The sequence below is a fragment of the Pseudoalteromonas sp. THAF3 genome (genome assembly GCF_009363775.1).
GTDB lineage: Bacteria > Pseudomonadota > Gammaproteobacteria > Enterobacterales > Alteromonadaceae > Pseudoalteromonas > Pseudoalteromonas ruthenica.
The window spans coordinates 926,828-950,415 of record NZ_CP045418.1; the positions used below are offsets into that span (position 1 = coordinate 926,828).

General features: G+C 48.5%; 21 protein-coding genes. 10 read left to right on the forward strand and 11 right to left on the reverse strand.

Annotation, left to right across the window (positions count from 1 at the left end; genetic code table 11):
* Positions 1-110 precede the first annotated feature (110 nt).
* Entirely contained in the window at positions 111-1,040 is a 930-nt protein-coding gene (locus tag FIU82_RS04195) for a kelch-like protein (protein WP_172972697.1), read from the forward strand.
* A gap of 86 nt (positions 1,041-1,126) precedes the next feature.
* On the opposite strand, the gene FIU82_RS04200 is transcribed toward FIU82_RS04195, so the two are convergent.
* Positions 1,127-1,816 carry an alpha/beta fold hydrolase gene (locus tag FIU82_RS04200; RefSeq protein ID WP_152440416.1) on the reverse strand — a complete coding sequence of 230 codons (690 nt, stop codon included), beginning with the start codon at positions 1,814-1,816 and terminating at the stop codon, positions 1,127-1,129.
* 134 nt (positions 1,817-1,950) lie between these two features.
* On the opposite strand from FIU82_RS04200, the gene FIU82_RS04205 reads away from it, so the two are divergent.
* The 3 genes from FIU82_RS04205 (at position 1,951) to FIU82_RS04215 (ending at position 3,980) form a co-directional block, all read left to right on the forward strand.
* Positions 1,951-3,012, forward strand: a complete 1,062-nt coding sequence (locus FIU82_RS04205) for a hypothetical protein (RefSeq protein ID WP_152440417.1) — start codon at positions 1,951-1,953, stop codon at positions 3,010-3,012.
* Positions 3,013-3,048: 36 nt separating this feature from the next.
* The gene (locus FIU82_RS04210; RefSeq protein ID WP_152440418.1) at positions 3,049-3,627 is read left to right on the forward strand and encodes a hypothetical protein; all 579 of its coding nucleotides are present in this window, start codon (positions 3,049-3,051) and stop codon (positions 3,625-3,627) included.
* A gap of 104 nt (positions 3,628-3,731) precedes the next feature.
* Entirely contained in the window at positions 3,732-3,980 is a 249-nt protein-coding gene (locus FIU82_RS04215; RefSeq protein ID WP_022945335.1) for a hypothetical protein, read from the forward strand.
* 49 nt (positions 3,981-4,029) lie between these two features.
* On the opposite strand, the gene FIU82_RS04220 is transcribed toward FIU82_RS04215, so the two are convergent.
* Positions 4,030-5,178, reverse strand: a complete 1,149-nt coding sequence (locus FIU82_RS04220) for a hypothetical protein (RefSeq protein WP_152440419.1) — start codon at positions 5,176-5,178, stop codon at positions 4,030-4,032.
* A 233-nt stretch (positions 5,179-5,411) separates the two neighbouring features.
* Here FIU82_RS04220 and FIU82_RS04225 point away from each other — a divergent pair, with 233 nt between their 5' ends.
* Positions 5,412-5,657 carry a DUF3297 family protein gene (locus FIU82_RS04225; RefSeq protein ID WP_022945333.1) on the forward strand — a complete coding sequence of 82 codons (246 nt, stop codon included), beginning with the start codon at positions 5,412-5,414 and terminating at the stop codon, positions 5,655-5,657.
* 78 nt (positions 5,658-5,735) lie between these two features.
* Here FIU82_RS04225 and FIU82_RS18620 read toward each other — a convergent pair whose 3' ends face one another.
* Positions 5,736-5,897, reverse strand: coding sequence for a hypothetical protein (locus FIU82_RS18620; RefSeq protein WP_172972699.1), 162 nt, complete (start codon positions 5,895-5,897; stop codon positions 5,736-5,738).
* Here FIU82_RS18620 and FIU82_RS04230 point away from each other — a divergent pair.
* Positions 5,896-7,911, forward strand: a complete 2,016-nt coding sequence (locus tag FIU82_RS04230) for a TonB-dependent receptor (protein WP_152440420.1) — start codon at positions 5,896-5,898, stop codon at positions 7,909-7,911. The genes FIU82_RS18620 and FIU82_RS04230 overlap by 2 nt on opposite strands.
* A 45-nt stretch (positions 7,912-7,956) precedes the next feature.
* Here the strand turns inward: FIU82_RS04230 and FIU82_RS04235 are convergent, their stop codons facing one another.
* From FIU82_RS04235 to FIU82_RS04260, 6 genes are all read right to left on the reverse strand, one after another.
* Positions 7,957-8,589, reverse strand: coding sequence for an SDR family oxidoreductase (locus FIU82_RS04235; protein WP_152440421.1), 633 nt, complete (start codon positions 8,587-8,589; stop codon positions 7,957-7,959).
* Between the two features lie 129 nt (positions 8,590-8,718).
* A complete protein-coding gene (locus FIU82_RS04240) occupies positions 8,719-9,342 on the reverse strand; it encodes a trimeric intracellular cation channel family protein (protein WP_138588813.1) in 624 nt (207 codons plus the stop codon).
* Positions 9,343-9,464: 122 nt separating this feature from the next.
* A complete protein-coding gene (gene dbpA / locus FIU82_RS04245) occupies positions 9,465-10,865 on the reverse strand; it encodes an ATP-dependent RNA helicase DbpA (protein ID WP_212750974.1) in 1,401 nt (466 codons plus the stop codon).
* 354 nt (positions 10,866-11,219) lie between these two features.
* Positions 11,220-12,338, reverse strand: coding sequence for an NAD(P)/FAD-dependent oxidoreductase (locus FIU82_RS04250; RefSeq protein WP_130147512.1), 1,119 nt, complete (start codon positions 12,336-12,338; stop codon positions 11,220-11,222).
* A 42-nt stretch (positions 12,339-12,380) separates the two neighbouring features.
* Positions 12,381-14,492 carry a LodA/GoxA family CTQ-dependent oxidase gene (locus FIU82_RS04255; protein ID WP_138547771.1) on the reverse strand — a complete coding sequence of 704 codons (2,112 nt, stop codon included), beginning with the start codon at positions 14,490-14,492 and terminating at the stop codon, positions 12,381-12,383.
* A 1-nt stretch (position 14,493) separates the two neighbouring features.
* Positions 14,494-15,954: a hypothetical protein gene (locus FIU82_RS04260; RefSeq protein WP_152440422.1), complete on the reverse strand. Its 1,461-nt coding sequence runs from the start codon at positions 15,952-15,954 to the stop codon at positions 14,494-14,496.
* 285 nt (positions 15,955-16,239) lie between these two features.
* On the opposite strand from FIU82_RS04260, the gene FIU82_RS04265 reads away from it, so the two are divergent.
* A complete protein-coding gene (locus FIU82_RS04265; RefSeq protein ID WP_022945320.1) occupies positions 16,240-16,713 on the forward strand; it encodes a VOC family protein in 474 nt (157 codons plus the stop codon).
* Positions 16,714-16,743: 30 nt separating this feature from the next.
* Here FIU82_RS04265 and FIU82_RS04270 read toward each other — a convergent pair whose 3' ends face one another.
* Positions 16,744-18,627, reverse strand: coding sequence for an AMP-binding protein (locus tag FIU82_RS04270; protein ID WP_152440423.1), 1,884 nt, complete (start codon positions 18,625-18,627; stop codon positions 16,744-16,746).
* 66 nt (positions 18,628-18,693) lie between these two features.
* Between FIU82_RS04270 and FIU82_RS04275 the strand changes: the two genes are divergently transcribed.
* Genes FIU82_RS04275 through FIU82_RS04285 form a run of 3 tightly spaced genes read left to right on the forward strand, consistent with a single transcriptional unit; the run spans position 18,694 to position 21,415 of the window.
* Positions 18,694-19,614 carry a LytTR family DNA-binding domain-containing protein gene (locus FIU82_RS04275; RefSeq protein ID WP_152440424.1) on the forward strand — a complete coding sequence of 307 codons (921 nt, stop codon included), beginning with the start codon at positions 18,694-18,696 and terminating at the stop codon, positions 19,612-19,614.
* A 47-nt stretch (positions 19,615-19,661) separates the two neighbouring features.
* Entirely contained in the window at positions 19,662-20,201 is a 540-nt protein-coding gene (locus FIU82_RS04280; protein ID WP_152440425.1) for a cytochrome b, read from the forward strand.
* Positions 20,198-21,415, forward strand: coding sequence for an erythromycin esterase family protein (locus FIU82_RS04285; RefSeq protein ID WP_152440426.1), 1,218 nt, complete (start codon positions 20,198-20,200; stop codon positions 21,413-21,415). The genes FIU82_RS04280 and FIU82_RS04285 overlap by 4 nt, the downstream gene beginning before the upstream one ends.
* Before the next feature lie 38 nt (positions 21,416-21,453).
* Here FIU82_RS04285 and FIU82_RS04290 read toward each other — a convergent pair whose 3' ends face one another.
* Complete coding sequence (locus tag FIU82_RS04290) at positions 21,454-23,493, reverse strand: S9 family peptidase (RefSeq protein WP_152440427.1); 2,040 nt, start codon at positions 23,491-23,493, stop codon at positions 21,454-21,456.
* Positions 23,494-23,588 lie beyond the last annotated feature (95 nt).

The following is a 23,588-nucleotide window of genomic DNA, read 5'->3' on the forward strand; positions in this document are numbered from 1 at the left end:
GTCATCCAATAATTATTATGCGACAGTTAAAATTCCCTCTGATGCTGGTTTTGAGTGCTTTGTGGGCCGCTGGTTTACACGCTGAGCCACACCATTCGGGTGCATCTCTTGTGGAGCCTATACAGGAGATATACCCGACATTGATAGGCGATGAGATATGGGTAGCGGGTGGAATTTCTAGCCAGCTGCCAGTGTCTCAAGGGCAAATGACAGCGAAAGTGCATTACTGGTCTCCTGGAGATTCGCACTGGCAGAGCGCACCTGATTTACCCCAAGGGCGTCATCATACCTATCTACAAGCGGTTGGCGATAAGCTGTTTGCATTGGGTGGCTTTATCAACTCCGAAAGTGGCCAGTGGTTTAATACTGGTGACATTTTAATGTTGTCTCAATCAGCGGCGCAGTGGCAGCATGTAGCCACTTTACCTATCCCATTAAGTGAGACGGTTGCAGCGGTTATCGATGGCAAGATACACCTCGCCGGTGGGCGCACACCACATAGCGATAAAAATGGTCAGTGGCAGCATAGCCATGATACCGCACGCCATTTTGTGTTCGACCCTGACACATTTAGCGTCACTGAAGCAGCGCCGCTACCCAGTGCTCGTAACAGCGCCGCAACCGTTCAGATTGATGGACGATGGCTCATCCTTGGCGGGCGCCAAGTCGGTATGCCGCCGATGACGGATGTGTTGGAGTATCAGAGCGAACAAGATACATGGCGACACTTGCCTTCTATGCCACAGCCAAGGGCAGGGCACGCTGCAACAGTCAATGATCACTATGTATCTGTTTTTGGCGGTGAACACGCCGAGGGAGTCTATACCGATGTGCTGCGCTACAACACTCGTACTCAGCAATGGCATGTGCAAGGGCAGTGGCCTTTGGCTCGTCATGGTCTAGGGGCGATTTCCGTAGGCGCACAAACCTGGCTGATTGGAGGGGCTCAGGCGGTCGGTCTGGCAAAAACCAGTGCGCAGGTTAACACCGCCGCTGAGGCCGTGGTAGTAGCGAATGAAGCCACAAGTTCAACGAAATAGTCACGAGCCGGTATGATGTTACCGGCTATAAATGCGTATATTTAGTTATAAGGCGTGAGTATTGGGTGCCATATACGACAAGGTTGTTATTGAATTAGACTAACCTGTTTAACAGCGGTATCGGTTTGTAGGCCAAAATGGCCAAGAGCGTAAGTAAAAGTAGCGGTTTCATGCCAAATTCGACTGCTGTGAATGCCGTACACGTAGCAACTCCCCGTTGCGCAGATGACCTGATCGGCATAGCTTTTAATGGTATACACTCGGTTTGCGAATTGCTGTCCATATAGACCGTCAAGAAACGGGCTACTCACTGATAGGCCGTGATACCCACAGGTACTGTTCCACACATTGTAAGGATAAACACCGCAACTTAATAAACCGCGCAACGCCCCGGCAATACCGACAAATGCATCGACATCAGCACTTAACCCCAGTTTGTAAACTTGCTGCGCAGCTAGGGTGACACCCATCGAATGGCCAATAATGTCTATTTTTCCACTGCACGATTGGTTGATGGCATCAAGAATTGCTTCGCGCACGGGAAGCTCTTCACTGCCGTTGTGATCGTTGCAGCTGGCGCATGTTTTAGAGCCCCAATTTGGGGCAAAGATTTGTGTATCGGTATAACCTTGAGCATATAGTTGCTCACGGGTGTTGTTCCAACTCGAGGGGGATGATGTGTTGCCATGGACCAAGACGACATTATCACGACACTGTGCCCAAGCGAATGGACTTAAACCGACCAATAAAGCGATAGCGACAAAAATATGTTTCATGAGTATAAAACCTATTATTAACATAGAATTTACACGGTATGAAAATGATACGGCGCTGGGTATAGTTCTTTGGTACAGTCAGCCATTATTTATATTCTCAAGCCGGACACATTATCATGAATCTAGAGCCGAGCATGGCAAAGCGAGTGCACACGCAACTCAATAACCAACATGCATTAAAAGCCGCCTTGTACACAAGCATGTGGTGTATACCTATTTTACTGCTGTGGTATGGAACGTTTGCTGTGTTGCCTAAGGCATCTCCTTTGATGTTATTTGTCAGCGGTGCTCTGTTAGGCGTTGCTGTGCGTTATCATGGCAAGGGCTTTATGCGGCGTTTTGCCGTGCTCGCTTTGTTGGCGCACATAATAGTCGTAGGCGTTGCTATCAATATCGGCATTGTCCTTTCAGGCACAATTTGGGGAATTATATTGCTGGCATTGTATGTCAGTGGTGCGTGGGCTGCCGCTTTTTTTGCTCGCAGAAGTGTGCCGTTGACAGACAATCGTGCTTTTTACTTGCTCAGTGAACAGCAGTCACACGCTAGTCGCCAACAGCTAAAGAATCGTAGTTATGTTGCGTTTCCCGTGCTACTGCTTGGCGCTTCCTTTTGTTGTGCCGCAACTGCGCTAGCGATTCATGTTGTTCATGGAGCGAGGCTTCAGCAGCAGTGGGCGCAGGACTATCAGCAACAATTAACGCAGCATCGTGAAAAAAGCATAGATGTGACACCACAGGCATTGCAGGGCTTATCTACCGAGCAGGCTTTTTATTACGCTTACAGTTATTACACTGGTCGTGATATGCGCCCTCAAGGGCAAATGCGCGGCGCCTATCCCCACTCACCGTTTAAAGCGCAAACGATCCTGCGTTATTTGCTCCGCTATCGTCAGCAGCCTCGCGCTGCGTTTATCTTGGCTCGCACGAGTGAGGGAGCCATGCGAGGTGAGTATCTCCAACAGGCTGTAAGCTTGGGCGATAACTACGCAAAATTTTACTCAGTGGTTGACTACGGGTGTGGGGGTCATGAAACTCGAGCCAAAGAGCTACTCACAGCGATGGCTTCGCTGACGCAAGAAGGCGCTATTGGCGCTGATATTGATACCGTGTTGCATTATGGGTTCGATGTCATGTGCACAGACTTTGATAACACCGAATTCCAGTTGCGTTTTATTCGTGATTACTCATTTTTATAAAGTTGTACTTAAATTGAATCTTTAGGGAAATAGCAGATGAGATTAACGATAATTTTAGGTGTAATTTGTTTACTGAATGCCTGTGGAGGAGCGCCACAACAGTGGCAAGGATACTGCTTCCCTCGAGCCTATTTGACGCCCGATATCCAGAGCGACGACAGTAACTTCGACTCCGCAAGCAACTACGGGCCGACGGTATTTTTTGAAGGTGAGTATATCGCTAAACAGGTAGATAGCTTTAAGGGCACCACTGCCGATCCCTTATTTGGCAGAGTGTATAATCATTTACAAATTATTTCTTCGACCCAAGCAATCGAAAAGCAGCTTTCCGAAGAGCACAGCCTAACGCAAAGCGAAGAAATTCCTAGTCTATATTTTGATAAACAAAGTAAGTACGACTGGTATGCCTATACGCGAGGTGATAACGGTTACGAATACTGGGGAAGCTGCATGATAGACGGTAGCGGAGACTCAAAACAAGGCTATAGTTGCATGCGGCAGCTGACTCAAAACGGTTTGTCTTTCACTTACGATGTAGATTTTATAAACCTCGCAGCTTATCCACAAATAGACGCCTTTATTAAACGCCAATTAACGCAATGGCGATGCGAGTAGCATTGTTAACAAGTTGGGCGGGGCTTGTAGCTTACACAGCCATGTTTATCTGTCGGGCAAGAGTTGCTACCCTTTGCGCTTTAAGCGGTAATTGAGAACCTAAAATGATAAACGATAATGACATTATTGATACGCTAGAGGAATTAGAGGCGTTTCTGCGCTCGGTGGAAAGCGGCAAATTAGGCTTAGACAATGCGGCCGGCATTGCCCTGGCGACTAACAATGCCGATGGCCGACCTTTTATTGCGGTACTCGATGACAATCATCAGCTACTACTTGGGCGCTGGGTGACTCAAGAGGTGTACGATAATGGTAAAGATTTAGTGCGTAATGCACCGCAGCAGCGTCATTAAAGGCGCGCTGAGGTCAGAGGCTGCTTAGCTAGGCAGCCTCTCTTCACAGTTATAGCGCTGTTAAGCTTTGCTTTAGCATGGCTTTAATTTGCGCTACGATTTTCGCTTCCGTTTGTGGCTCAAACTGCGCAATGCGAGGAGTGTGAATATGCCCTGTAGGTACATCTGAATTAAGCTCGTTGCGCAAGCGAATACTGCGGTAAGAGATTTCATTCGATAAGTAGCCACCGCCACCGCCATTGACCGCGATTGCACCTTCCAGCTCGGCCAACGAACTAGGCTTAAATGTCTTCTCTAGAGTGGTTACTTCATGATTATCATTGATTTCATAGGGGCCTTGCGCTTTTTGCATGTGCGCGACTGGCAAACTGAATTCAACAAACTCTGCACCGGGAAGAGGGCGGCCATTAAGGCTGGATATTTTCGGTGCGGTTTGCGTGCCGCCATAAACTATATTAGCGTTATCGGGAGCGGTCACGCTGCGGCGCTTACCTGGAAAGCGCTCTAAATCAAAGTGCTCTCGGCCCATACTGATAGTGACGACCATATCAACGTTGTTGAGCGCGTAATAGGGCGCTAGCAATGCTTCAATCAGGCCTTCATCAAAGTCTTTATAGCGCACCGGGATCATCACGGTGTTAATTTCTGCGCGTATACCTTGGTGGCTGAGCACCTGCCCATCTAATAACAATGCAGCGACCCCTGAAGGATTACTTTGGTCAATGTGTTCATCAAGCAAAAAAGGGTCAAAGCCGGTGATCAGAATCTTTTTCTCAGTGCCCTGGCTGTACGCTAAGTCGTATTGTCCTCGGCTGCCTCGCTCTAGGGTGTTGAGTAAGCTTTGACGCTGCGCATCGCTGAGCGCAAAGTGTGGGTTAGTGGCACGAATAATCTTACTCGACTGTAACCGTGCCCAATACAATGCGCGGTCATCGTAATCTTTTTTCGTAGTGATACGCTGTTTGGCGTTGCGCCACAACTGGTTGGCGTAATCATAAACCACATCCTGAGCACGCTCGAAGCTCTTTAGTTTTTGCCACTGTTGTGCAAACGCGCTTACATCACTGGCAAAGGCGCTGGTTACGTTGGGCATTGCTTCAGCAGCTGCGGGTAGACGCTGCTCTTCTACCGTAAGGTTGGCGGCCAAAGCGGTGGCACAAGAAAAGACTAAACTCGAAGCTAGCAATAGTTTGAACATGATTATCCTATGTAGTTACAGCATTAAAACCGCGTATCACTATCCTACGTCTGAGAGCTGAGCGCAAATAATTCAGCTCTATTGGCGATAAGGCTAAGCACACTTGTTTGTAGTACATGGCCAACGAAAGCAATATAGACGAGATTATTTTCCTATCTGCAACTTTAATAATTGAGCCTAAGGATGGGATTACCTACAATAGCGCCTACGTTTATTTGTAGAGATACGTCATCATGACCGACAACAGCAAACCTGATATTCCCAATATGCTTTCGATTAACCCGCGCAGCCCGCATTACAATGAAGAAGTGCTAAAGCACGATATTGGCGTGCGTTTCAATGATAAAGAGCGTAATGATGTAGAAGAGTACTGCATCAGTGAAGGCTGGATTAAAGTAGCCCATCCGAAAGCCCGCGACCGTCGCGGTCAGCCTCTGTTGATTAAAAGCAAAGGAACGGTTGAGGTGTTCTACCGTTAATCAGTTGGGCAGGCCGTTGTGAGCTTGCCTGAACTTTACACACCCCCTTGCTCTGGCGCAGTTTGCAGGCGGCTATCGTTAGCCACACGCCTGGCAGTTACCCTTTTCGCTTACCTCTGCATTATCAGTGACACTGACAGTGTGGGCTATCGTTTCTAAATAACTTTCCTTTTTTGCATCCAAAATCAGTGCTTGTCCGTTATCAACCTTGATATTAACTGGTAATAAGGAACAAGCCATGAGGTTTAACACATTACTACTTTCTCTCGGGGCGATTACGGCTCATCCGTTGTCGGCTAATGTAGAAACGATCACCGTGTATGGGCACCGTAGTGGCCTTATTGGTGAGTCGATTAGCGCATCAAGTGGCGTGATAGGTCAGGGTGAAATTGATAGCCGAGCCATGTTGCGTAGCGCAGAAATGCTAGAGCTTATTCCGGGTATGGCCGTGACACAACACAGCGGTTCGGGTAAAGCGAATCAGTATTTTATTCGTGGTTTTAACTTAGATCACGGCACCGATTTTGCGACCTATATCGATGGCATGCCCATTAATATGCGCAGTCATGGGCACGGTCAAGGCTATACCGATCTTAATTTTATTATTCCTGAAACGATTGCCACCATCACCTATCAAAAGGGCAGTTATCACGCAGAGCAAGGAGATTTCTCCAGCGCCGGCAGTGCCTATTTTCACCTTGCTAATAACCCCACTCATCAGCAGTTAACGTTAAGTATTGGTGAGGATAACTATACTCGAGCGGTTGCGATGGCGAGTGCTGCAGCGGGGCAAGGCAAGGTTATTGGCGCTGCCCAATGGCAAGGTTATGACGGCCCTTGGCAAGATATCAATGAAGATATCAGCAAGAAAAATGCGTTGCTACGTTATGTAGGCCGCGCTTGGGACGGCGATATGTCTATAACGGCAATGGCCTACGACAATCGCTGGAATGCCGCCGACCAAATACCACGTCGCGCGGTACGCCAAGGAATAATAACAGAGTTAGGTTCTTTAGATAAAACCTTAGGGGGACACTCCAGTCGCTACAGTGTATCGGCCAATTGGCAAGGGCAACGCCTTAGCGCAAGTGCCTATCTTATTGACTATCAATTGGATTTGTTTTCGAATTTTACTTACTTTCTAAACGACCCCATCAATGGCGATCAATTTCAGCAATATGATGAGCGGGTGATCAGCGGTGCAGCGCTAGGGTATACCTTTTCACAACAGACGCCCTGGCCCATTGAGCACCGCGTCGGGATCACCCTGCGTAACGATAATGTCGGTGAAGTGGGGCTGTATAATACACGTGCGCGTCAGCGTTTAAGTACTGTGCGTGAAGACAGTATTGATGAGCGTAGTTACAGTGCTTATTGGCATTCGCAGATAACCATTAGCTCACAGCTCGAAGCCAATCTAGGTCTGCGTTATGACTATCTAGAAGCCAATGTGCAAAGTGATAACCCAAGTAACTCCGGCGATGCCAGCGATGACTTATTCAGCGTGAAGGCGAACATAAACTACCTCTTTACGCCGCAATGGGCCGGCTATTTTAATTTTGCTCAAGGGTTTCATTCCAATGATGCTCGCGGAGCAACGATAAATCTAGACCCTATCACCCTGGAGGCGACAGAGCGGGTCGACCTACTTGTACGCAGCGAAGGAGGTGAAATAGGCGTGCGTTATTTCGATGAGCAGCAGTTTAATTTTTCAACCGCTCTATGGTGGTTAGAGTTAGACTCGGAGCTACTATTTGTTGGTGATGCCGGTAATACCGAGGCCAGTGATGCTTCGCGGCGCTATGGTTTGGAGCTGAGTGCTTATTATTGGCTCAATGAGCGCTTTAGTGTTGATATGGAAGCGTCGTTCACGCGCTCGCGCTTACGAAATGGCACTAAGGATGACCGTGTCGAGGGCGCAGTACCCGTAGTGGCAAGTGCTGGTGTCAATTGGCATATCGATGAGTTGTGGTTGAGCTCGTTACGTTTTCGTCATATTGGCAAGCGCATACTCAGTGCCGACGGCGAGCGACGTTCGCAGCCTCTGAGTGTGGTCAATGGGTTGCTCAGTTATCGTCAAACCCACTGGAAAGTGGATGTCGAGGTACTCAACATGTTTAACAGTCAGGATCATGATATCGACTACTACTACAGTTCTCGCTTGCCGGGTGAGGCAGATGAGGGTGTTGCGGATATTCACTTTCATCCCATTGAGCCACGGACGTTGAGACTCTCGGTAAGCTGGTTGTTTTAATTGGCGTAAAAATGAGCGCCCAGCTTGGGGCTAGGCGCATTGGCTTTAATCTATGAGCGAAGTGATTGGTTCGGGACCATCAAACAGCTCAAACACTTGGCTCGTTTTACTGTCTTTGCCAGCGATATACACCAGCGCCTCTGCCACGTTCTCGCGAGAGATCACCGCGTCTTGGCGCGACTCTGGGCGCTTGATGCGGTATTTTTTGGTCGCTGGTTCATTGAGCAAAGTACCCGGGCGCACGATGGTGTAATCAAGGCCACTGTTTATCAGTTGCTCATCGGCCATGTGTTTGGCTACCAAATAGGGCTTTATGCTGCTTTCAATATTATCAGGTGCGTCGGCACCAATTGAGCTCACCATAATAAAGTGTGCAAGATTATGATCTTTCGCAAAATCCACGGCCCGCTTTGCAGCCCATAAATCAATGAGTAAGGTTTTATCAGCCCCGGTACTGGCCCCAGAGCCTGCAGCAAAGATCACTTGTGTGCAATTATCAAAGGCAGCGCTAAAATCATTTTCCAAATCTTGCTCAATAATAGTTAGCCCTTGTTGGGGCAAGTCACTTAGCTTGCTTTTATCGCGTACTAAGGCCACGACTTCGTGCCCTTGGGCTAACAGTTTCGCGGTCGTCATTTTGCCGATTTGACCACTGGCTCCGATGATCAGGGTTTTCATATCGCGCTCCTTAAAGTTCTGCTATTTTCCCGTGCCGGTGAGGTCATCACCCACGGCTTAAAAAGGTGTACAGTTAAAACCTTGGGGCGGAGCATATGATTTAAACCCCAAATTATAAAATGGTTGGCATTACTGTATTCGGCCTTTCTTGAATATATTCGGCTGCCAACCCCAATGAATTGCGCCAAGGCGCAGCAGCACAGTGACCAACACAGACCCGATAATGCACCACAGGTAAGCAATATCTAAATGAAATAGCACGGCATAAGTCAGCCCTCCCAACAGACAGGCTGTAGAGTAAAGCTCTTGGCGCATAACGAGAGGGACTTCGGCGCAAATCACATCCCGCAGTAAGCCGCCAAATATGCCTGTGGTCATCCCCATGGTGATGGCCACGATCATATCGGTGCCTTGCAGTAGCGACTTCTCAATGCCGACAATATTGAAAATAGCCATGCCAATGGCGTCAAGTAACAGCATGTAGTAACTCGATACATTAGGAAGGTGGCGGATAAACAACACCGTGATAAAAATAGCGCTGTAGGTGGCATAGAGGTAGTTGGGGTTGTCTATCCAGAATACTGGTTGATTTAGCAACACATCGCGCAGGCTGCCGCCGCCAAGCGCGGTGACTGAAGCAACAACGACGACACCAAAACCGCCGATGTTTTTATCATGGCCTAGCAAAGTACCAGAAATGGCAAAAAATGCGACGCCAATAATGCTTAAAAACTCAAAGTAGTCAGATGTCACCGAAGGCCTCCATTGCAGGTGAAAAAGAGTTCCTGAACAGGCAACGCTAACTAAAGCGAGGTGTATTGATACTGAATGACAAAGTGGGTAGCAGGCCGCAGCAATGTGCGGCCATTGGAATGTTACTTAGTGAGTTTACGAGCGCGAAATTGTCGGCCTTTCATTTTGCCTTCGCTGATCACCTTCAAGGCGGTATTAGCTGCTTTTCGCTCCACTGCGACATAAGCGCTGATCGCCGTGACTTTGATTTTACCTATTTGTGCGCCTTTCACCGCATCCTTTGCCGTCAAGGCACCAAGAATATCACCGGGGCGCAGCTTAGACTTTTTACCACCATCGATTTGAATTGTGACCATAGGCGCACGTTTAACCGGATTACCAAACACGTTGTCGTTAGGTAAGTCTGTTGGCTCCACTGTGGTATTTAGATAATCTTCTAAAGCGTTGACCTTGTGGGATTCTTTATAGCTCATCAATGAACATGCAACCCCTTTATTGCCAGCCCGACCGGTGCGGCCAATACGATGCACGTGCACCTCAGGGTCGTGCGCAATATGGTAGTTAATGACCATATCAACATGGTCAACATCAATGCCACGAGCGGCGACATCGGTGGCAACTAGCACGCTCATGCTTTGGTTAGCAAAGCGCACTAACGTACGGTCACGGTCTTTTTGTTCCAAATCGCCATGCAGTGCACCACAATCAAAGCCACACTGGCGCAGGCTATCGCAGAGCTCTTGGCATTGTGCCTTAGTATTGCAGAAAATAACCGCTGCACTGGGAGCAAAGTGCAATAACAGCTTTTGCGTTGCTTGCATACGCATGGCATTGTCGTCCACCTCGTAGAAATACTGCTCGATAGTGGCATGATCATGGGTGGACTCAACGGTGATTTTTTCCGGATTGTGCATAACATGTTGAGCGAGCTGTTCTATTTTTGCGGGATAAGTGGCGCTAAATAGTAGGTTCTGTCGCACCGCTGGGCAGTGGTCAACAATGTATTGCAGCGGCTGTTCGAAGCCCATTTCCAGCATGCGATCGGCCTCATCAAGCACAAAGGTATTTACCTCATTTAAACTGAGGCGGCCCTTACGCAAGTGCTCTTCAATGCGCCCTGGGGTACCGACAACAATATGCGCACCATGCTCCAACGACCCAATTTGTGGGCCCATCGGCGCACCACCACATAAGGTTAACACCTTAATATTATGGATTGCGCGTGCTAACTTGCGGATTTCGACCGCCACTTGGTCGGCCAGCTCACGAGTGGGGCAGACAACCAGAGACTGTACTCGAAAGCGCTGTACATTGAGGTTATGCAGTAACCCCAAAGCGAATGCTGCGGTTTTACCTGAACCGGTTTTGCCCTGACCAATGACATCTTTGCCGGCCAAAATAAGCGGCAAGGTTTGCGCTTGAATATCGGTCATCGAGTGATACCCCAATGATGCGAGGTTATCTAACAACGCAGGGGACAGTGGAGTGGAGGAAAAGGGCAATGCAGTCACGGCAAGGTTCATCTTATTGAGTACAAAACGCCATTATAACACGTTCGTGACGATAATAATGAGGGTCAAGTGCTGCCACTTGACCCTCCGAACTTTAAAAAGTGGATTTTTGCATATCAATGACAAAGCGGTAATGCACATCGGCGCGCTCAAGTCGTTCAAACGCCTCATTTTACGCTATCGCATGCTTGCTTTAGTTGCGAGTATCGCTGCTAACTATGCGGGTGTATTTATTTTGTGGATATGCGGTGCTTGCCGGTATTGCCGCGCTCATTGCTCTACTTAGCTGCACTCTTCATAGCGCTAACAGGGCAGAGCCCAGCAAACCGACTTAATAATGGGTAAGTTTATATAACCTATGTGTTACTAAGCCTGTGTTACGGCCCGTCTTGCTTGCCAAAATGAGGCGTCAGCAAAGCGTTGATTGCAACCGTAATGCTGTGCATGAAGCGCTATATATTGATTAAAATCGGCAAAAACACGCTGCTCATAAGCCAGTAAAGCCTCTTCACTGCCATATTGGAAACACTCAGCAATGGCTTTACCTGCGAGTTCACCATGTATGAGCGCTTTGGTAATACCGGCAGAGGAGATGGGATCGTAGTTACTTGCGCTATCGCCTACTGCCAGCCAGTTGTTACCAATAACCTTACTAAGAATACCAGAGCTTACGCGCCGCTTTGTTATATGTATCTCATTAGCGCTGTAATTACGTAAGTGGTTAAACCCATACTGAAATAATCCGTTTTCGCAGGCCCGACATAAAAATTCGTAACTGTTATCAAGACCATATTGAGCAACATTATCGCGGTCGGTACATAACATTAGCATCAACTGCTTACCAGGTAAGGCTGCGCCATACCACCATCCATAAGGCTGTGCCTCAACCACAGTACGCTCACTGCATGAAGGCGATTGCTTAACTGAGACAAGCGCACTGAGATAGAGCACTTCATCGAAGGTGTTTTCTGCAACTTCTAAAGTTCGGGTCAGGCGGCGCTGCTGAGCGCTCGCATCCACCACAAAGCGGGCATGGTATATTTTCTTGTCACTCCCTAAGTGTACAGACAAGCGAAAGCCAGTGGTACTTGCAGCGACAGCGTTAACTTTTGCACCACGTAATAATGTCACACCCAGTTGGCAGGCATAAGTACTTAGGTCATGTTCAAAAAGCTGTCGATCTAAATGATATCCTTGGCCTGTCAGGGCAAAGAAAAAGTCATTAAAGCCAACTTGTTCATTATGCCATCGCGAAATCGACCCTGGACAAATGAGGTGCTTAGATAAAAGCTCCTCTGAATGCTCGCCAAGTATTCGCCTAAGCACCTCGTTAGCAGCTGGAGGAATAGTTTCACCAAGCTTTGCTTTGGCACTGGTTGCGGCATCAACGAGTGTAACAGTCAAATGTGGTGCTTGCTTTTTAATTGCGATTGCAGTGGCAATCCCAGCAGGCCCAGCACCAATGATCAAGACATCGTCAGTCATAGTTAATCCTTAGCCGGTCCCAAAAGAACCGGCTATCAAGCGTTATTTACCAGTTGGCTCTGGGATCACTGAAGTTGGCCAAGGCTGTACCAACTGCCCATTAGACTGATACAAGCTCTCTACTTCAACGAACTTGTCGCTACCATAGTTATCACCTTTTGGAGCACTTACTTGGTGACCTTGAATAATAAATCCGGTCTTATGCCAATTAGCCAAGTAATCGAGGTATTGACGGTACCGGCCTACATTTTGCGGGTAATCTGAGTAGGTTAAGTTATCCTCACCATCAGCATCACCGCGAATACTAAAGAGTTGTCCGCCAAGGTTCCAAGTGCCTTGTTGTTCGTTAAATGTACACAAATTGGCTGGGTGCACTTGAACCGGACGCTGGGCAGGCCAAGACCAATACAAGGTGTTACTTGCAGGGGGCACGGGATCAGGCTCATGCACGGCACAACTGTTGTAATCGGTATGCCAAGGTTGTGCCATAAACTTACTTAAATCTCCGGGGGTTACTTTGGCACTGTTATTGGGTATATAGCCAAAACTTAGGAACGGCTGTGCTTTACTCGCATGGCTATAATCCAATGGCTGCTCGTTTATCCTGAATGGTCCTTGTGTGGCGGGAATCGTGGCTACACCATTGCTATTGTCTACTTTATAAAGGTGTGTATCACGCACAATGAAGGTCAGCTCAATGCCTGGCGAATAGCGTCCTCCCAAGCAGTTTTCTAGAACTACTTTATCAAGCTTTTCGCCCTCACCTAGGTTGGGTGCTTGTTCTTCACTGTGACCTTCGTACCACTGTTTCATAAGGAAGTACTGGGTGGTAGATAACGATAAAAAGCTCTTCGTTGCATCGCCCAGCGACAATGGCATTTTCGTGCGTTCGCTATCATCATCAGGCAAGTTAGGGTTGCGTATCAAGCCATCGAAGTCTTTGATGAACTCTTTAGGGTTGTCGGAAGGTTTAATTTTAGCGATAAAGTTGTGCCCTTGTATTCCCTTATTCGGTAGATTGGTATTCCAGCGTTGTAAATACGCACCATGCAATATAGGTAAAACATCGCCATTAAACGAGGCTTTGTAGTTGCTGTTATACTGGCCTTCGCTATAGAGGTCAGGAATAAGGTTGAGATGCTCCACCCAGGTATTAAAAATATCATCCCACGTTGAGACAATGTTTCGCGTTTGCGGAGCATAGGCGGGATCGGTCGATACAAACCAACCGGCGACAACTTGAGCTATTGAGCCATCATCGAACACAATCGTTGCATGCACTGGGCCATCGGCAACGTCATCGAACCACCCATCATTATCAATCGCGCCATTGAGCTCAACCTTTCGCTTTTGCGCTTCACTCATATGCGCACCTGCGCCATAGTTACCTTTTTTAAAAGCAAAAGCATTACCGTACCCCCCAGTAACGACTAAACGCCCAGTATTAGACTCGACTCGCAGCTCACCTAGGGTGGTAATGTCACCGGAACTGGGATTGAGATTGTCAAAATGATCGCTCGGGAAACTAGTGGGGTAGTTTGGCTGTTGCTGAATTTGCCCCTGTTGATCAATATAAGAGGCAGTAGTGTGAGCATCAAAATGCACCACCGTATTGCTATCACTGGCACGAATACAACGAGGGCCTGGGTCTATGACTAATTGTAATAGGCGCTCCGGCATGTTTGGGTCAAGACCATAAGTGGGGTTACGCAATGGCGGAGTTTGTCCATGAGTGTAGCTATTTATGCCCTCTTCATTGCCTTCACTATCGGCAATTGTAAAGTTATTGTTCTTTTTATTGGCTACATGCACTTGCCAAATAATATCGCTGACGGTCTTGCCATTGATGGTATCGCCAAGGGTTATTTCCCGACCTTTGTCATTACTTGGGTAGCTACTTTGTGGTTCATCGTACGCGTAGATACGAAAGCGTGCGGCTTGACGTTTTACCCGTTGTTGCTGGTCGCGAAAGTCATCGGCAGTGATAGGGGTCGCGTCGCTTCCCCATTTAATAGGTAAACCACCAAATAGTCCCGATGATTTGTCCAATAGCTCACCGGCGGCTGTCTCCGGAGCGATATAAAACTCTTCACTGTTGCCAACGCGAGCAAAGTTGATGGCTGGGTGAACGCGAAAAATAGTATTAGTACTCATGTTATTTCTCTCCCTTTTTGGCTAGGTTTTCCTTCACGTACTGCTTCATTTCCTGATCCCAGAAATACATATTCATAAAGGCATGGCTGATATTGAGGTTGGTGGGCTTTAATGGCGACAGTTTATGTGAACCATTCGGGGGAAAGCGTTGTGAACTATTATGACAGCGGAAACAATTATCCATAGTGCTTTGTGTTTGCGTAAAGGTCTCTATGGTTGCGTTTGATAAATGTAAACCGCCAATAAGTAATTGCTGTCCCTTGTCATCGACGTTAGTAGCCAGTGTTTGTCCGGGTTTAAGAGCATTTGCCTGGGCAAACCAAATAGCCGAGACCTCAAAATAATTTTTTAACCATTGGCGATCTTGCGGCAGGGCAAAGTCCTTAGAGGCCAGTAAATCATCGACACTGTGATTCAGTTGTTGTACTACTCGAATATTAGTTGGCGCTTTGAAGGTGGCTTGGGTGGCGTCATTACCCCAGGCATAACGGCGACAAACTTGGGTACTAGGGCTAAGTGTTTGGCTTTTTTCGTCAAGTGTGAGCCGGCCCGAAACACTGTAGTTTAAATTACACTCTTTATACTTAGTATTGGCACTGTAAAACGTCCAGTCCCGCTCTGAGACAATCTGGTTGGGGTCGATGTTTTGTACTACTGGGCAGGGATCGTCATAACTGTTCTGTGGCTTAGAGCACACATTGGGAGCGTTGTCTTTATGCTCGAAAGTGGCCCAGATCATCTCCGGGTGCCCTTTGACCACGCCTGCAATATGAAACCCTACCAGGGCCAAGTACTCGTTGCTTTGTTGCGTTATATCCACCACTATTTGACCACCCTTATTTACCAACTTATAAACCGGTTGGCGGGTAACAAAATACTGGCCACTGTTGGCGGTGGTCGCATCAACGATTTTCCAAGAAGCTTTAAACTCAGCAACATTAATATCGAAGCTCAGAGATGGATCAATCTTCTGTACACTTTTATAGTTAGTCAGCTCATGCTCGCTGACAAAATCGACAAATTCAGAGTTTAAGTATTGAGAGTAGTAAACAGGTTTGCCTTGTCTGTCGACGAGTAATCCCTCAGTGCCTGCTTGCAGATACTCATCAAGTGCTTTGGCATCGCTCGACTTTGCCATTCTTGGCAGTAAACTTTCACGGTTTTCTACACCCAGTAAATCATAAGGAGTCTCAAACCCTAGGAAGCGTGGTTGTCCAGTATTATGTGGATCTTCTTGCATTAGCCACATAAACATCTGCCATGACCAGGCGTGGAACTCGCAGTTTGAAGACGAGCTAAAGTCATTGCCATCAGGCATAGTGATACTTTTAAAGCTTTGCCAACTCTGTGGCGCTTGGCAGTGTTGGTCATTAAAGTCGTCGGAACTGGCGGCAACAGAGTTGGGACTGCTAAATGTCAGCAGCGAGCTACTTAGCAGCGCAAGTGCGGCAGGTGTTTTCATCAATAATCTCCTTGCTACAAAGAATCCTTTTAAAGCAGGCCTGTTTTACCTTAGGCACCCAATAATGGTGTTGGCCATAAAAGAACAGTGGGTGTAAAAGAACACGATAGATGGTCTCCCCATAATGGGTTCAGCATCTAAATTTAATGTAGTTAGTTAACATTTAAATAACAATTACAGCACATAACATTTGTACCTTAATTTGTTTTAACTTGGCTGTAGTCTGTGTTTGTATAGGCACATCAACTAAGCTAAAGCTGAGCGATTAAAATAACCGGAGGTCATATGAGTGTGTCTGCCAAGCCCAAAGGGTTTCACTCGCTTACTGCCTATTTAATTATTGATGGTGCAGCGAAAGCGATGGCGTTTTATCAACACGTATTTGCCGCAGAAATCGTAATGCAAATGCCGTTGCCTGATGGCGGCATTGCTCACGGTGAGCTTAAAATAGGTGATTCATACTTGATGGTGGCCGATGCTTGCCCCGATGAACATTTTGTTAGTCCTCACCAACTCGGTGGTACTCCCGTGAGTATGATGTTGTATGTGGAGGATGTTGATACCACGTTCGCTCGTGCTATTGACGCAGGTGCAAAAGAGCTGCGTCCGGTGCACGATCAATTTTATGGCGACAGAGCAGGAACCTTGGAAGATCCCTTTGGCCATATTTGGACCATTGCTACCCATCAAGAGGACCTCAGCCCAGAGCAACTGCAACAGCGTATGGCTGACTTTATGAGCGAGCAACAGGATGCTTAGTGAGGGCCTACTACCGTGGGCTCCGGGTCTTTAGGCACTGCGTAATTGTTGCGCTATTTGGGTGAAAATACTGGCGTCATCAATGGTAGAGGGAATTTGCAGCGCTTCGCCATCAACCAGTTGACGGAGGTTTTTACGCAGTATCTTACCCGAGCGAGTTTTCGGTAAACGCTCAACACACAGCACATCTTTTAAACAGGAAATGGCGCCGATTTGTGTGCGCACTCTGCTAATAAGCTCGGCGCGAATATCAGCCCAAGTCCCTGAATAACTATCTTTCAGCACCACCATTGCCATCGGCAGTTGGCCTTTCAAGGTATCACTTATACCAAACACCGCACATTCGGCAACAGCGGGGTGGGCAGCAACGATTTCCTCCATTTCGCCCGTGGATAATCGATGCCCGGCGACATTAATCACATCGTCGATACGGCCCATGATAAACACGTAGCCTTGTTCATCGATGTAGCCGCCATCACCACAGAGATAATAGCCAGGGTAGGTACTTAAGTAACCGGCTTTGAAGCGCTCATTGTTTTGCCAAATGGTCGGTAAACACCCCGGAGGCAGTGGTAACTTAATGGCAACCGCACCACTTTCACCTGCAGCGCAGGGGGTGCCATCAACATCAAGTATATGCACATCAAAACCGGGGGTGGGCACACTGGCACTGCCTGCTTTGATTGGTAAAGGTTCAATGCCTATAGGGTTACAGGCAATAGCCCAGCCGGTTTCGGTTTGCCACCAGTGATCTAATACGGGTAACTGGGTGGTTTCGGTTAGCCACTCATAAGTGGGCGGATCGAGGCGCTCTCCAGCTAAAAAGAGCCGCTGTAAACTTTGCGTGTTATGGCGCTTAAACCCTGCGCCATTAGGGTCTTCTTTTTTTATCGCGCGAAAAGCGGTTGGCGCGCTAAACAACGCATTTACGTGATGCTCTTCAACCACACGCCAAAAGGCACTGGCATCAGGGGTTCGCACTGGCTTGCCCTCATATAAAATCGTAGTACAGCCGTAGATCAGCGGCGCGTATACAATATAGGAATGGCCGACCACCCAGCCGATGTCCGATGCAGCCCAAAACACCTCCGCCGGTTTCATGGCGTAAACCACTTCCATACTGTTATGCATTGCCAGGGCATGGCCGCCATGCTCGCGCACGACCCCTTTCGGAGTGCCGGTTGTCCCCGAGGTGTATAGAATATATAAGGGGTGATCTCCGGCTACGGGAACAGCGTCAACGGCGGTGGCTGTTTGCATTGCTTGATGCCAGTCAATATCACGCATGGGGCTCAATTCAGCAAGGCATTGTGGGCGCTGGTAAATAATACAGTGCTGCACCTTATGATGTGCCTTGGCTAGGGCTTCGTCAATGAGTGGTTTGTAAGCGATGACACGCTCTACTTCAATGCCGCAAGAGGCGCCGAGCACCAGCTTGGGTGTGGCATCATCAATGCGCACCGCTAATTCATGCGCCGCAAAGCCGCCGAACACCACCGAGTGAATGGCGCCCAAGCGTGCACAGGCGAGCATCGCTATCACTGCTTGCGGGATCATCGGCATGTAAATCACCACTCGGTCACCTTTGCCGACGCCTAATTCACGCATGACTCCGGCAAAGTGAGCCACTTCATCGCGCAGTTCGCGGTAGCTGTATGTTTGTTGCGTGGCGGTGACGGGTGAGTCATAAATCAGCGCTGCGCGCTCACCATAACCTTGGTTAACGTGACTATCTAATGCCAAGTAACTGGTATTGAGTTTGGCATCGGCAAACCAATGATAAAGCCCTTGTGAGTCTTGATGGTAAGCCTCGGTGGGTGGCGTATGCCAATCGATGCGCTGGCTCTGGTGCATCCAAAATTGCACTGGGTCGCTTTGAAACTGCTGGTAAATGCGCTGATATTCGCCCGCCATAAATATTTTCCTCGAATTACTTGTGAGAGACCCTACAAAATGTAGGCTCTTTTTCGAGCAAGCTGTATGCGACCTTGGTCTGTGCTGCATGGCTTTGTTTATCGCGTTAGATTTGTTATTTTTGCCAATCTATTGGGACAATGGATTGACACCATGACTTGGCTGCAGCGCTGGCAACAGCTTAGCCACCCAGCGCTGAAACTGGGCGTCTTATGGGTAGCCTCGCTTTTTATATTTAATTTCTATTGCTTGTTTTGGCGTCACTACGTGGGTGGTGCACGCTGGGACTTTATCGACTCACAGTTATTTTGGGTGAAAGAGTGGGGTGCTTTATGGGTGCTATCTATGGCAGCAATATACGCGCTAACACATTCTCAGCGAGTGTATAAACCGCTGCTGTTGAGCTGTGCTGTGGTGAGTGTGTTGTTGCTAAGTTATATCCGAGTGTCGCTCGATTTCGATTTTTACGGTCCTAATTGGGCTGGCGCGGTCATTAATTTACTACCTAAGTACACCTTTGCAGTGCTTTTGGTGATGGGAGCCATTTACCTGAGCTTGGTAACCAAGGTGAAAGCACGTGACTCAGTTAACGGGGCCGATATTGCTCCTGCATGTCTCACAGTGCAGCATCGGGGCATGGAAAAAGCGCTCGCTATCAGTGATATTCAGTATGTGCGCGCTGCAGGTAATTATGTTGAGGTTGTCGATGCTGATAGCCGTTACTTGGTGCGCACCACCATTAAAAAACTGAGTGAGCAGCTAGGCGCGGCGCCAATGATACGCGTCCATCGCAGTTACCTGATTAACCTACACCACGTACGTGAGCTTAAGCCATTGGAAAATGGCAAAGCGCAGGTGTTAGTGGGTGAGGATCATTGGGTACCAGTGAGCAAAACTTTTAAACCAGCGCTGAAGCAAGTATTAACTCAAAGCACACAGCCAGGCATTTCGTCACAAACTCAGTTGTTTCATCACAAAGTTATTTAAATCAATGCGTTAATAAGTACCTTTGAAGAAAAAAGAGGAGGTACTTAATGACTTATGCAGGTGTAAACCGACTACTACATTGGCTGATGGCGGCGCTTATTTTGGGGTTGCTGACCCTGGGATATTACATGACCTATGTCGCCGACTATGGCCTATATCACTTACACAAATCCGTTGCCGTGGTGGTGGCACTATTGCTGCTACCCCGACTGGTGCTGCGCTGGTTCAAACCCTGGCAGAGCACGGCTAAAGCTAAGGGCGCGAAAGCGGTGCATGGCTTTCATTGGTTGTTGTTGGTGCTGCTGGTAATAATGGTGGTGTCGGGCGCTGCTTACAGCGGCTTTGGTGGCTATGGCATTGCTTTATTCGATTGGCCGTTGTTGGCGCAAAACATAGATGCTCAGCAGCAAGTCGTTGCTCACTCAGCAGCGCTTAGCGACTGGGGGTTAGCGGTGCACATATACTGTGCTTGGGCGCTGTGCTTTACACTGGCTATCCATGCATTGGCAGCGTTAAAACACCACTTTATTGACCGAGATGGGACATTAATACGGATGTTAGTCGGCGAAAAAGGAGCGCGTCTATGAAGTGGCTAGTAACGTTATTGTTGAGCCTTTATGCAGCAGCATTAAGCGCCACAACAATAGAGAAAATAAACCTCGATAACCACTGTGAACAGGCTAATTTTGCGCGCTTTGGCGAGGCGATTGGCGATGCACGTATTGTTATGCTGGATGAACTGACCCATGGCGAGCAACAGAATTTTGCACTCAAGACCTGTTTGGTGCGTTATTTACACCAGCATCAAGGCTTTGATGCGTTGATACTGGAAAGCGGTCTATTTGATGTTGCGCAAATCTGGCAACAGCCCGGTCAAGCTATCACTGCTCAAGCACCGGGTAACATCTTTTATATGTACGCCGCAAGTGCGCCAGTGCAAGCGCTCATGCGGTATATTGACGCACAGCGAGGCAGTGAGCGGCCTTTGCAACTGGCTGGCTTTGATGGTCGTCTCAGTGGTGAATATTCTAAGGCGCAGGTAAGCGAATTTATCATCCAGCAAAGTCAGCGTTTCATCCCAAGTGTTGCTAAAGAGGTCGACTGGGCTGCATTTAAACGTACCAACGCAGCGGTGCTGAAGCGCCAACCACAGCATATTAATGCAAAGCAGCAACAAGCCTATGTTGCTACCTCCTATCGCCTCCAGCACGCTTTAAACACGGCTGTCAGCGACCAGCAAGGATACCAAGGACCAAAGTATGTCGCCCGGTTACTCCATGGTTTAGTGCTCGTGGCGCAGTCGATGGCAGGGCAGCGACGTCATGACGAGCACGACTTGGCGATGGCCGACAACGTGAAGTGGTTACTGAGCAGTGAATTGGCAGATAAAAAAGTGATTATCTGGGGTCACTATATCCACTTAAACTATGGCGGTTTTATTGAGCATCACTATGCAAACTTAGGCACTGTGCTGAAGCAACACTTTGGCGATAGCGTGCACTCAGTGCATATTAGCGCCGCCAGTGGCGAATATCGCGACTATGTGACGATGGCAAGTAAAAGGATTATGGCCCAGCCACAGCAATTTGAACGTCAAGTTGCGCAACAGCATGAACTGCAAACACATCAAGCACTCTTTATTGACCGCGCAGCAATGCAGCGCTTTGTGCAAAATGCGCCGTCTACTAGCGTATTGTTTGGCCATCAATATCGTTACGGGATTGCGTTAGCGCAGTGGCAGCAATACTGGGATAGTCTCTTTGTCTTGGCGCACACCAAAGCGTCGAAAGAGCAACCATAAACTTATGCGGGGCAGTGAATGCCCCGCTGATGTTGAGGTTATTTCCTATAGCGCTCGAACCAGGCTAGTGTATGCTCTATTTTGGTAATCATCCGCGAGGGGCGCCCAGCAATACCGTGGGCAGAGCCGGGTACACGGATCAGTACGGTATCTACTTTTTGCAGTTTTAACGCTTGATAGAACTGCTCGGACTCCGATATGGGCGTGCGGCGGTCCTGCTCTCCTGTCATGATCATCGCCGGTGTGGTGACGTTGCCGACTAACGATAGCGGTGAACGTTGCCAGTAGTGGCTGAGGTTGTCCCACGGCATGCCCGGAAATTGGTTGCGAATTTGCCCTAAATAACTGTCGGCGGTAAGTACTTTACTGACCCAATTAATCACCGGCTTGGTGATTGCCGCAGCATTAAAACGGTCGCTCAAACCAATGGCGTAGGCAGCAGCAATGCCGCCAGCTGAGCCACCAGCAATAAAGAGATTGTTTTTATCAATAAAGCCTTTAGCGATTAATGCGTCAACGGCGGAATTATGATCGGCAAAATCCTCCTTTGAGGAATACTTACCATCAAGTAACAAGGCAAAGTCTTTGCCGTAGCTGGTGGAGCCGCGATAATTCATATAGACCACCACATAGCCAGCGGCCGCATAGCGCTGTAATTCGGCGCTAAAGCTGGGGCCATAGGCTAGGTGTGGGCCGCCATGAATTTCCACCAACAGTGGGTATTGCTTGGTCGTATCAAAATCAGGAGGGGTGATATACCAGCCATGAATAGGTTCTCCATCAAACAGCGATTCAACCGTTAACTCATGCACTTGCCCTAAGGTTTTATGGCCGAGCAGGTCCTCATTGAGCGCTGTTAGTGTGCGCTGCTTGTTGCGGTGAAAATACCCTAAATCAGCGGGGCGCTCAGCACTGCCCTGAGTAAAAGCGAGGGCACCATTGTTTGCCATGGAAAATTCACCACTGACATAAGGGCGACCTATGGATGTGCCTGCGACTGAGCTGACGCGTTCAGTGATGTTTCCTGCGCGGGTTAGGGTGGCAAGCTTACGTTGGCCGCGATCGTCGTACTGAATGACAAAATCCCCTTTGCCCGCCCATTGATAATGGCCGACAGCGCGATCCAGTGCTGATGTCAGTGACTTGACGGCCCCGGACTTGAGATTTAACAAGCTCAGCTCGGTATTAACGTAAGGAACAGCGGCGTTACCTCGGGATAGAAAGGCTAGCTGCTGAGCATCATGACTGAATTGGGGGTGGGTCTCACGGCCGGGTAAATCGGTGAGCTGTGTCGTGCTATAGGTACCAACATCCACGCCATACAGGTTAAGCTCAGTGGTGCGATACTCCCAATCAGGGTGCTTATCTGATGCATACACAACTTGTGTCGCATCCGGGCTCCACGCCAATGGCCCATAATGTTGATAATCGCCTTGTGTTAATTGCCGTGGTGCGCCGCCCTCGGCTGGAAGCACAAACACATGACGAAAGCTGGGCGTTAAAAAGCCTTGGCCATCGGCTTGGTAGCGCGCTTTGTCAATAACCGTAACCGGTTCAGACCAGTCGGCGCCTTTGGGTTTTTTCGGTAACTTCACTGATTTTACAAAATCGGAAGGGCCTTGTGGCACCGTCATGGTAAAGGCCAGCTGTGTGCCGTCAGGAGACCACGTGAGGTCGCGCACTGGTTTTGGCAACTGTGATAATAACGCCGTTTTATCTTGCGCCAGCCAGTGCATATGCACTTGCGCAGAGCCACTGCGGTTACTGGTAAAGGCGATGCGTGTGCTATCGGGAGACCAGCGTGGCTGAGCGTAGCTATATTGGTCTGCAAACAGCGGAGTATGCTCATCACTGCTCAGGCTATAGAGCCATAGGCTTTGCTTATTGTTATCCTTCATAATGTCGTAGCCACGACGGACATACACAATGTGCTTGCCATCGGGGCTAATTTGCGGGTCGCTGGCGTACTCGAGGGCAAAAATATCCTCGGAGCTAAAGGTCTTGTTGTCGGCCTGGGCGGGCAACGATGCGCCGCCAAGCAGCGCAGCTGTGAGTATCAAAGGGGTTAGCGCATTCATAAGTAAGTACTTTTTTTAACCAGAAAATATCATCCTAGGTGGGCGGGTTAATGCTGGCAACTGCAATGCGATTAACGGCGAGTATGAGTAAGTTG

Bases quoted from the DNA above. Each gene is read 5' to 3' on its own strand.
- FIU82_RS04200 (WP_152440416.1), bottom strand. From the start codon at position 1,816: ATGAAACATATTTTTGTCGCTATCGCTTTATTGGTCGGTTTAAGTCCA.
- FIU82_RS04205 (WP_152440417.1), top strand. From the start codon at position 1,951: ATGGCAAAGCGAGTGCACACGCAACTCAATAACCAACATGCATTAAAA.
- FIU82_RS04210 (WP_152440418.1), top strand. From the start codon at position 3,049: ATGAGATTAACGATAATTTTAGGTGTAATTTGTTTACTGAATGCCTGT.
- FIU82_RS04215 (WP_022945335.1), top strand. From the start codon at position 3,732: ATGATAAACGATAATGACATTATTGATACGCTAGAGGAATTAGAGGCG.
- FIU82_RS04220 (WP_152440419.1), bottom strand. From the start codon at position 5,178: ATGTTCAAACTATTGCTAGCTTCGAGTTTAGTCTTTTCTTGTGCCACC.
- FIU82_RS04225 (WP_022945333.1), top strand. From the start codon at position 5,412: ATGACCGACAACAGCAAACCTGATATTCCCAATATGCTTTCGATTAAC.
- FIU82_RS04230 (WP_152440420.1), top strand. From the start codon at position 5,896: ATGAGGTTTAACACATTACTACTTTCTCTCGGGGCGATTACGGCTCAT.
- FIU82_RS18620 (WP_172972699.1), bottom strand. From the start codon at position 5,897: ATGGCTTGTTCCTTATTACCAGTTAATATCAAGGTTGATAACGGACAA.
- FIU82_RS04235 (WP_152440421.1), bottom strand. From the start codon at position 8,589: ATGAAAACCCTGATCATCGGAGCCAGTGGTCAAATCGGCAAAATGACG.
- dbpA (WP_212750974.1), bottom strand. From the start codon at position 10,865: ATGAACCTTGCCGTGACTGCATTGCCCTTTTCCTCCACTCCACTGTCC.
- FIU82_RS04250 (WP_130147512.1), bottom strand. From the start codon at position 12,338: ATGACTGACGATGTCTTGATCATTGGTGCTGGGCCTGCTGGGATTGCC.
- FIU82_RS04255 (WP_138547771.1), bottom strand. From the start codon at position 14,492: ATGAGTACTAATACTATTTTTCGCGTTCACCCAGCCATCAACTTTGCT.
- FIU82_RS04260 (WP_152440422.1), bottom strand. From the start codon at position 15,954: ATGAAAACACCTGCCGCACTTGCGCTGCTAAGTAGCTCGCTGCTGACA.
- FIU82_RS04265 (WP_022945320.1), top strand. From the start codon at position 16,240: ATGAGTGTGTCTGCCAAGCCCAAAGGGTTTCACTCGCTTACTGCCTAT.
- FIU82_RS04270 (WP_152440423.1), bottom strand. From the start codon at position 18,627: ATGGCGGGCGAATATCAGCGCATTTACCAGCAGTTTCAAAGCGACCCA.
- FIU82_RS04275 (WP_152440424.1), top strand. From the start codon at position 18,694: ATGCGACCTTGGTCTGTGCTGCATGGCTTTGTTTATCGCGTTAGATTT.
- FIU82_RS04280 (WP_152440425.1), top strand. From the start codon at position 19,662: ATGACTTATGCAGGTGTAAACCGACTACTACATTGGCTGATGGCGGCG.
- FIU82_RS04285 (WP_152440426.1), top strand. From the start codon at position 20,198: ATGAAGTGGCTAGTAACGTTATTGTTGAGCCTTTATGCAGCAGCATTA.
- FIU82_RS04290 (WP_152440427.1), bottom strand. From the start codon at position 23,493: ATGAATGCGCTAACCCCTTTGATACTCACAGCTGCGCTGCTTGGCGGC.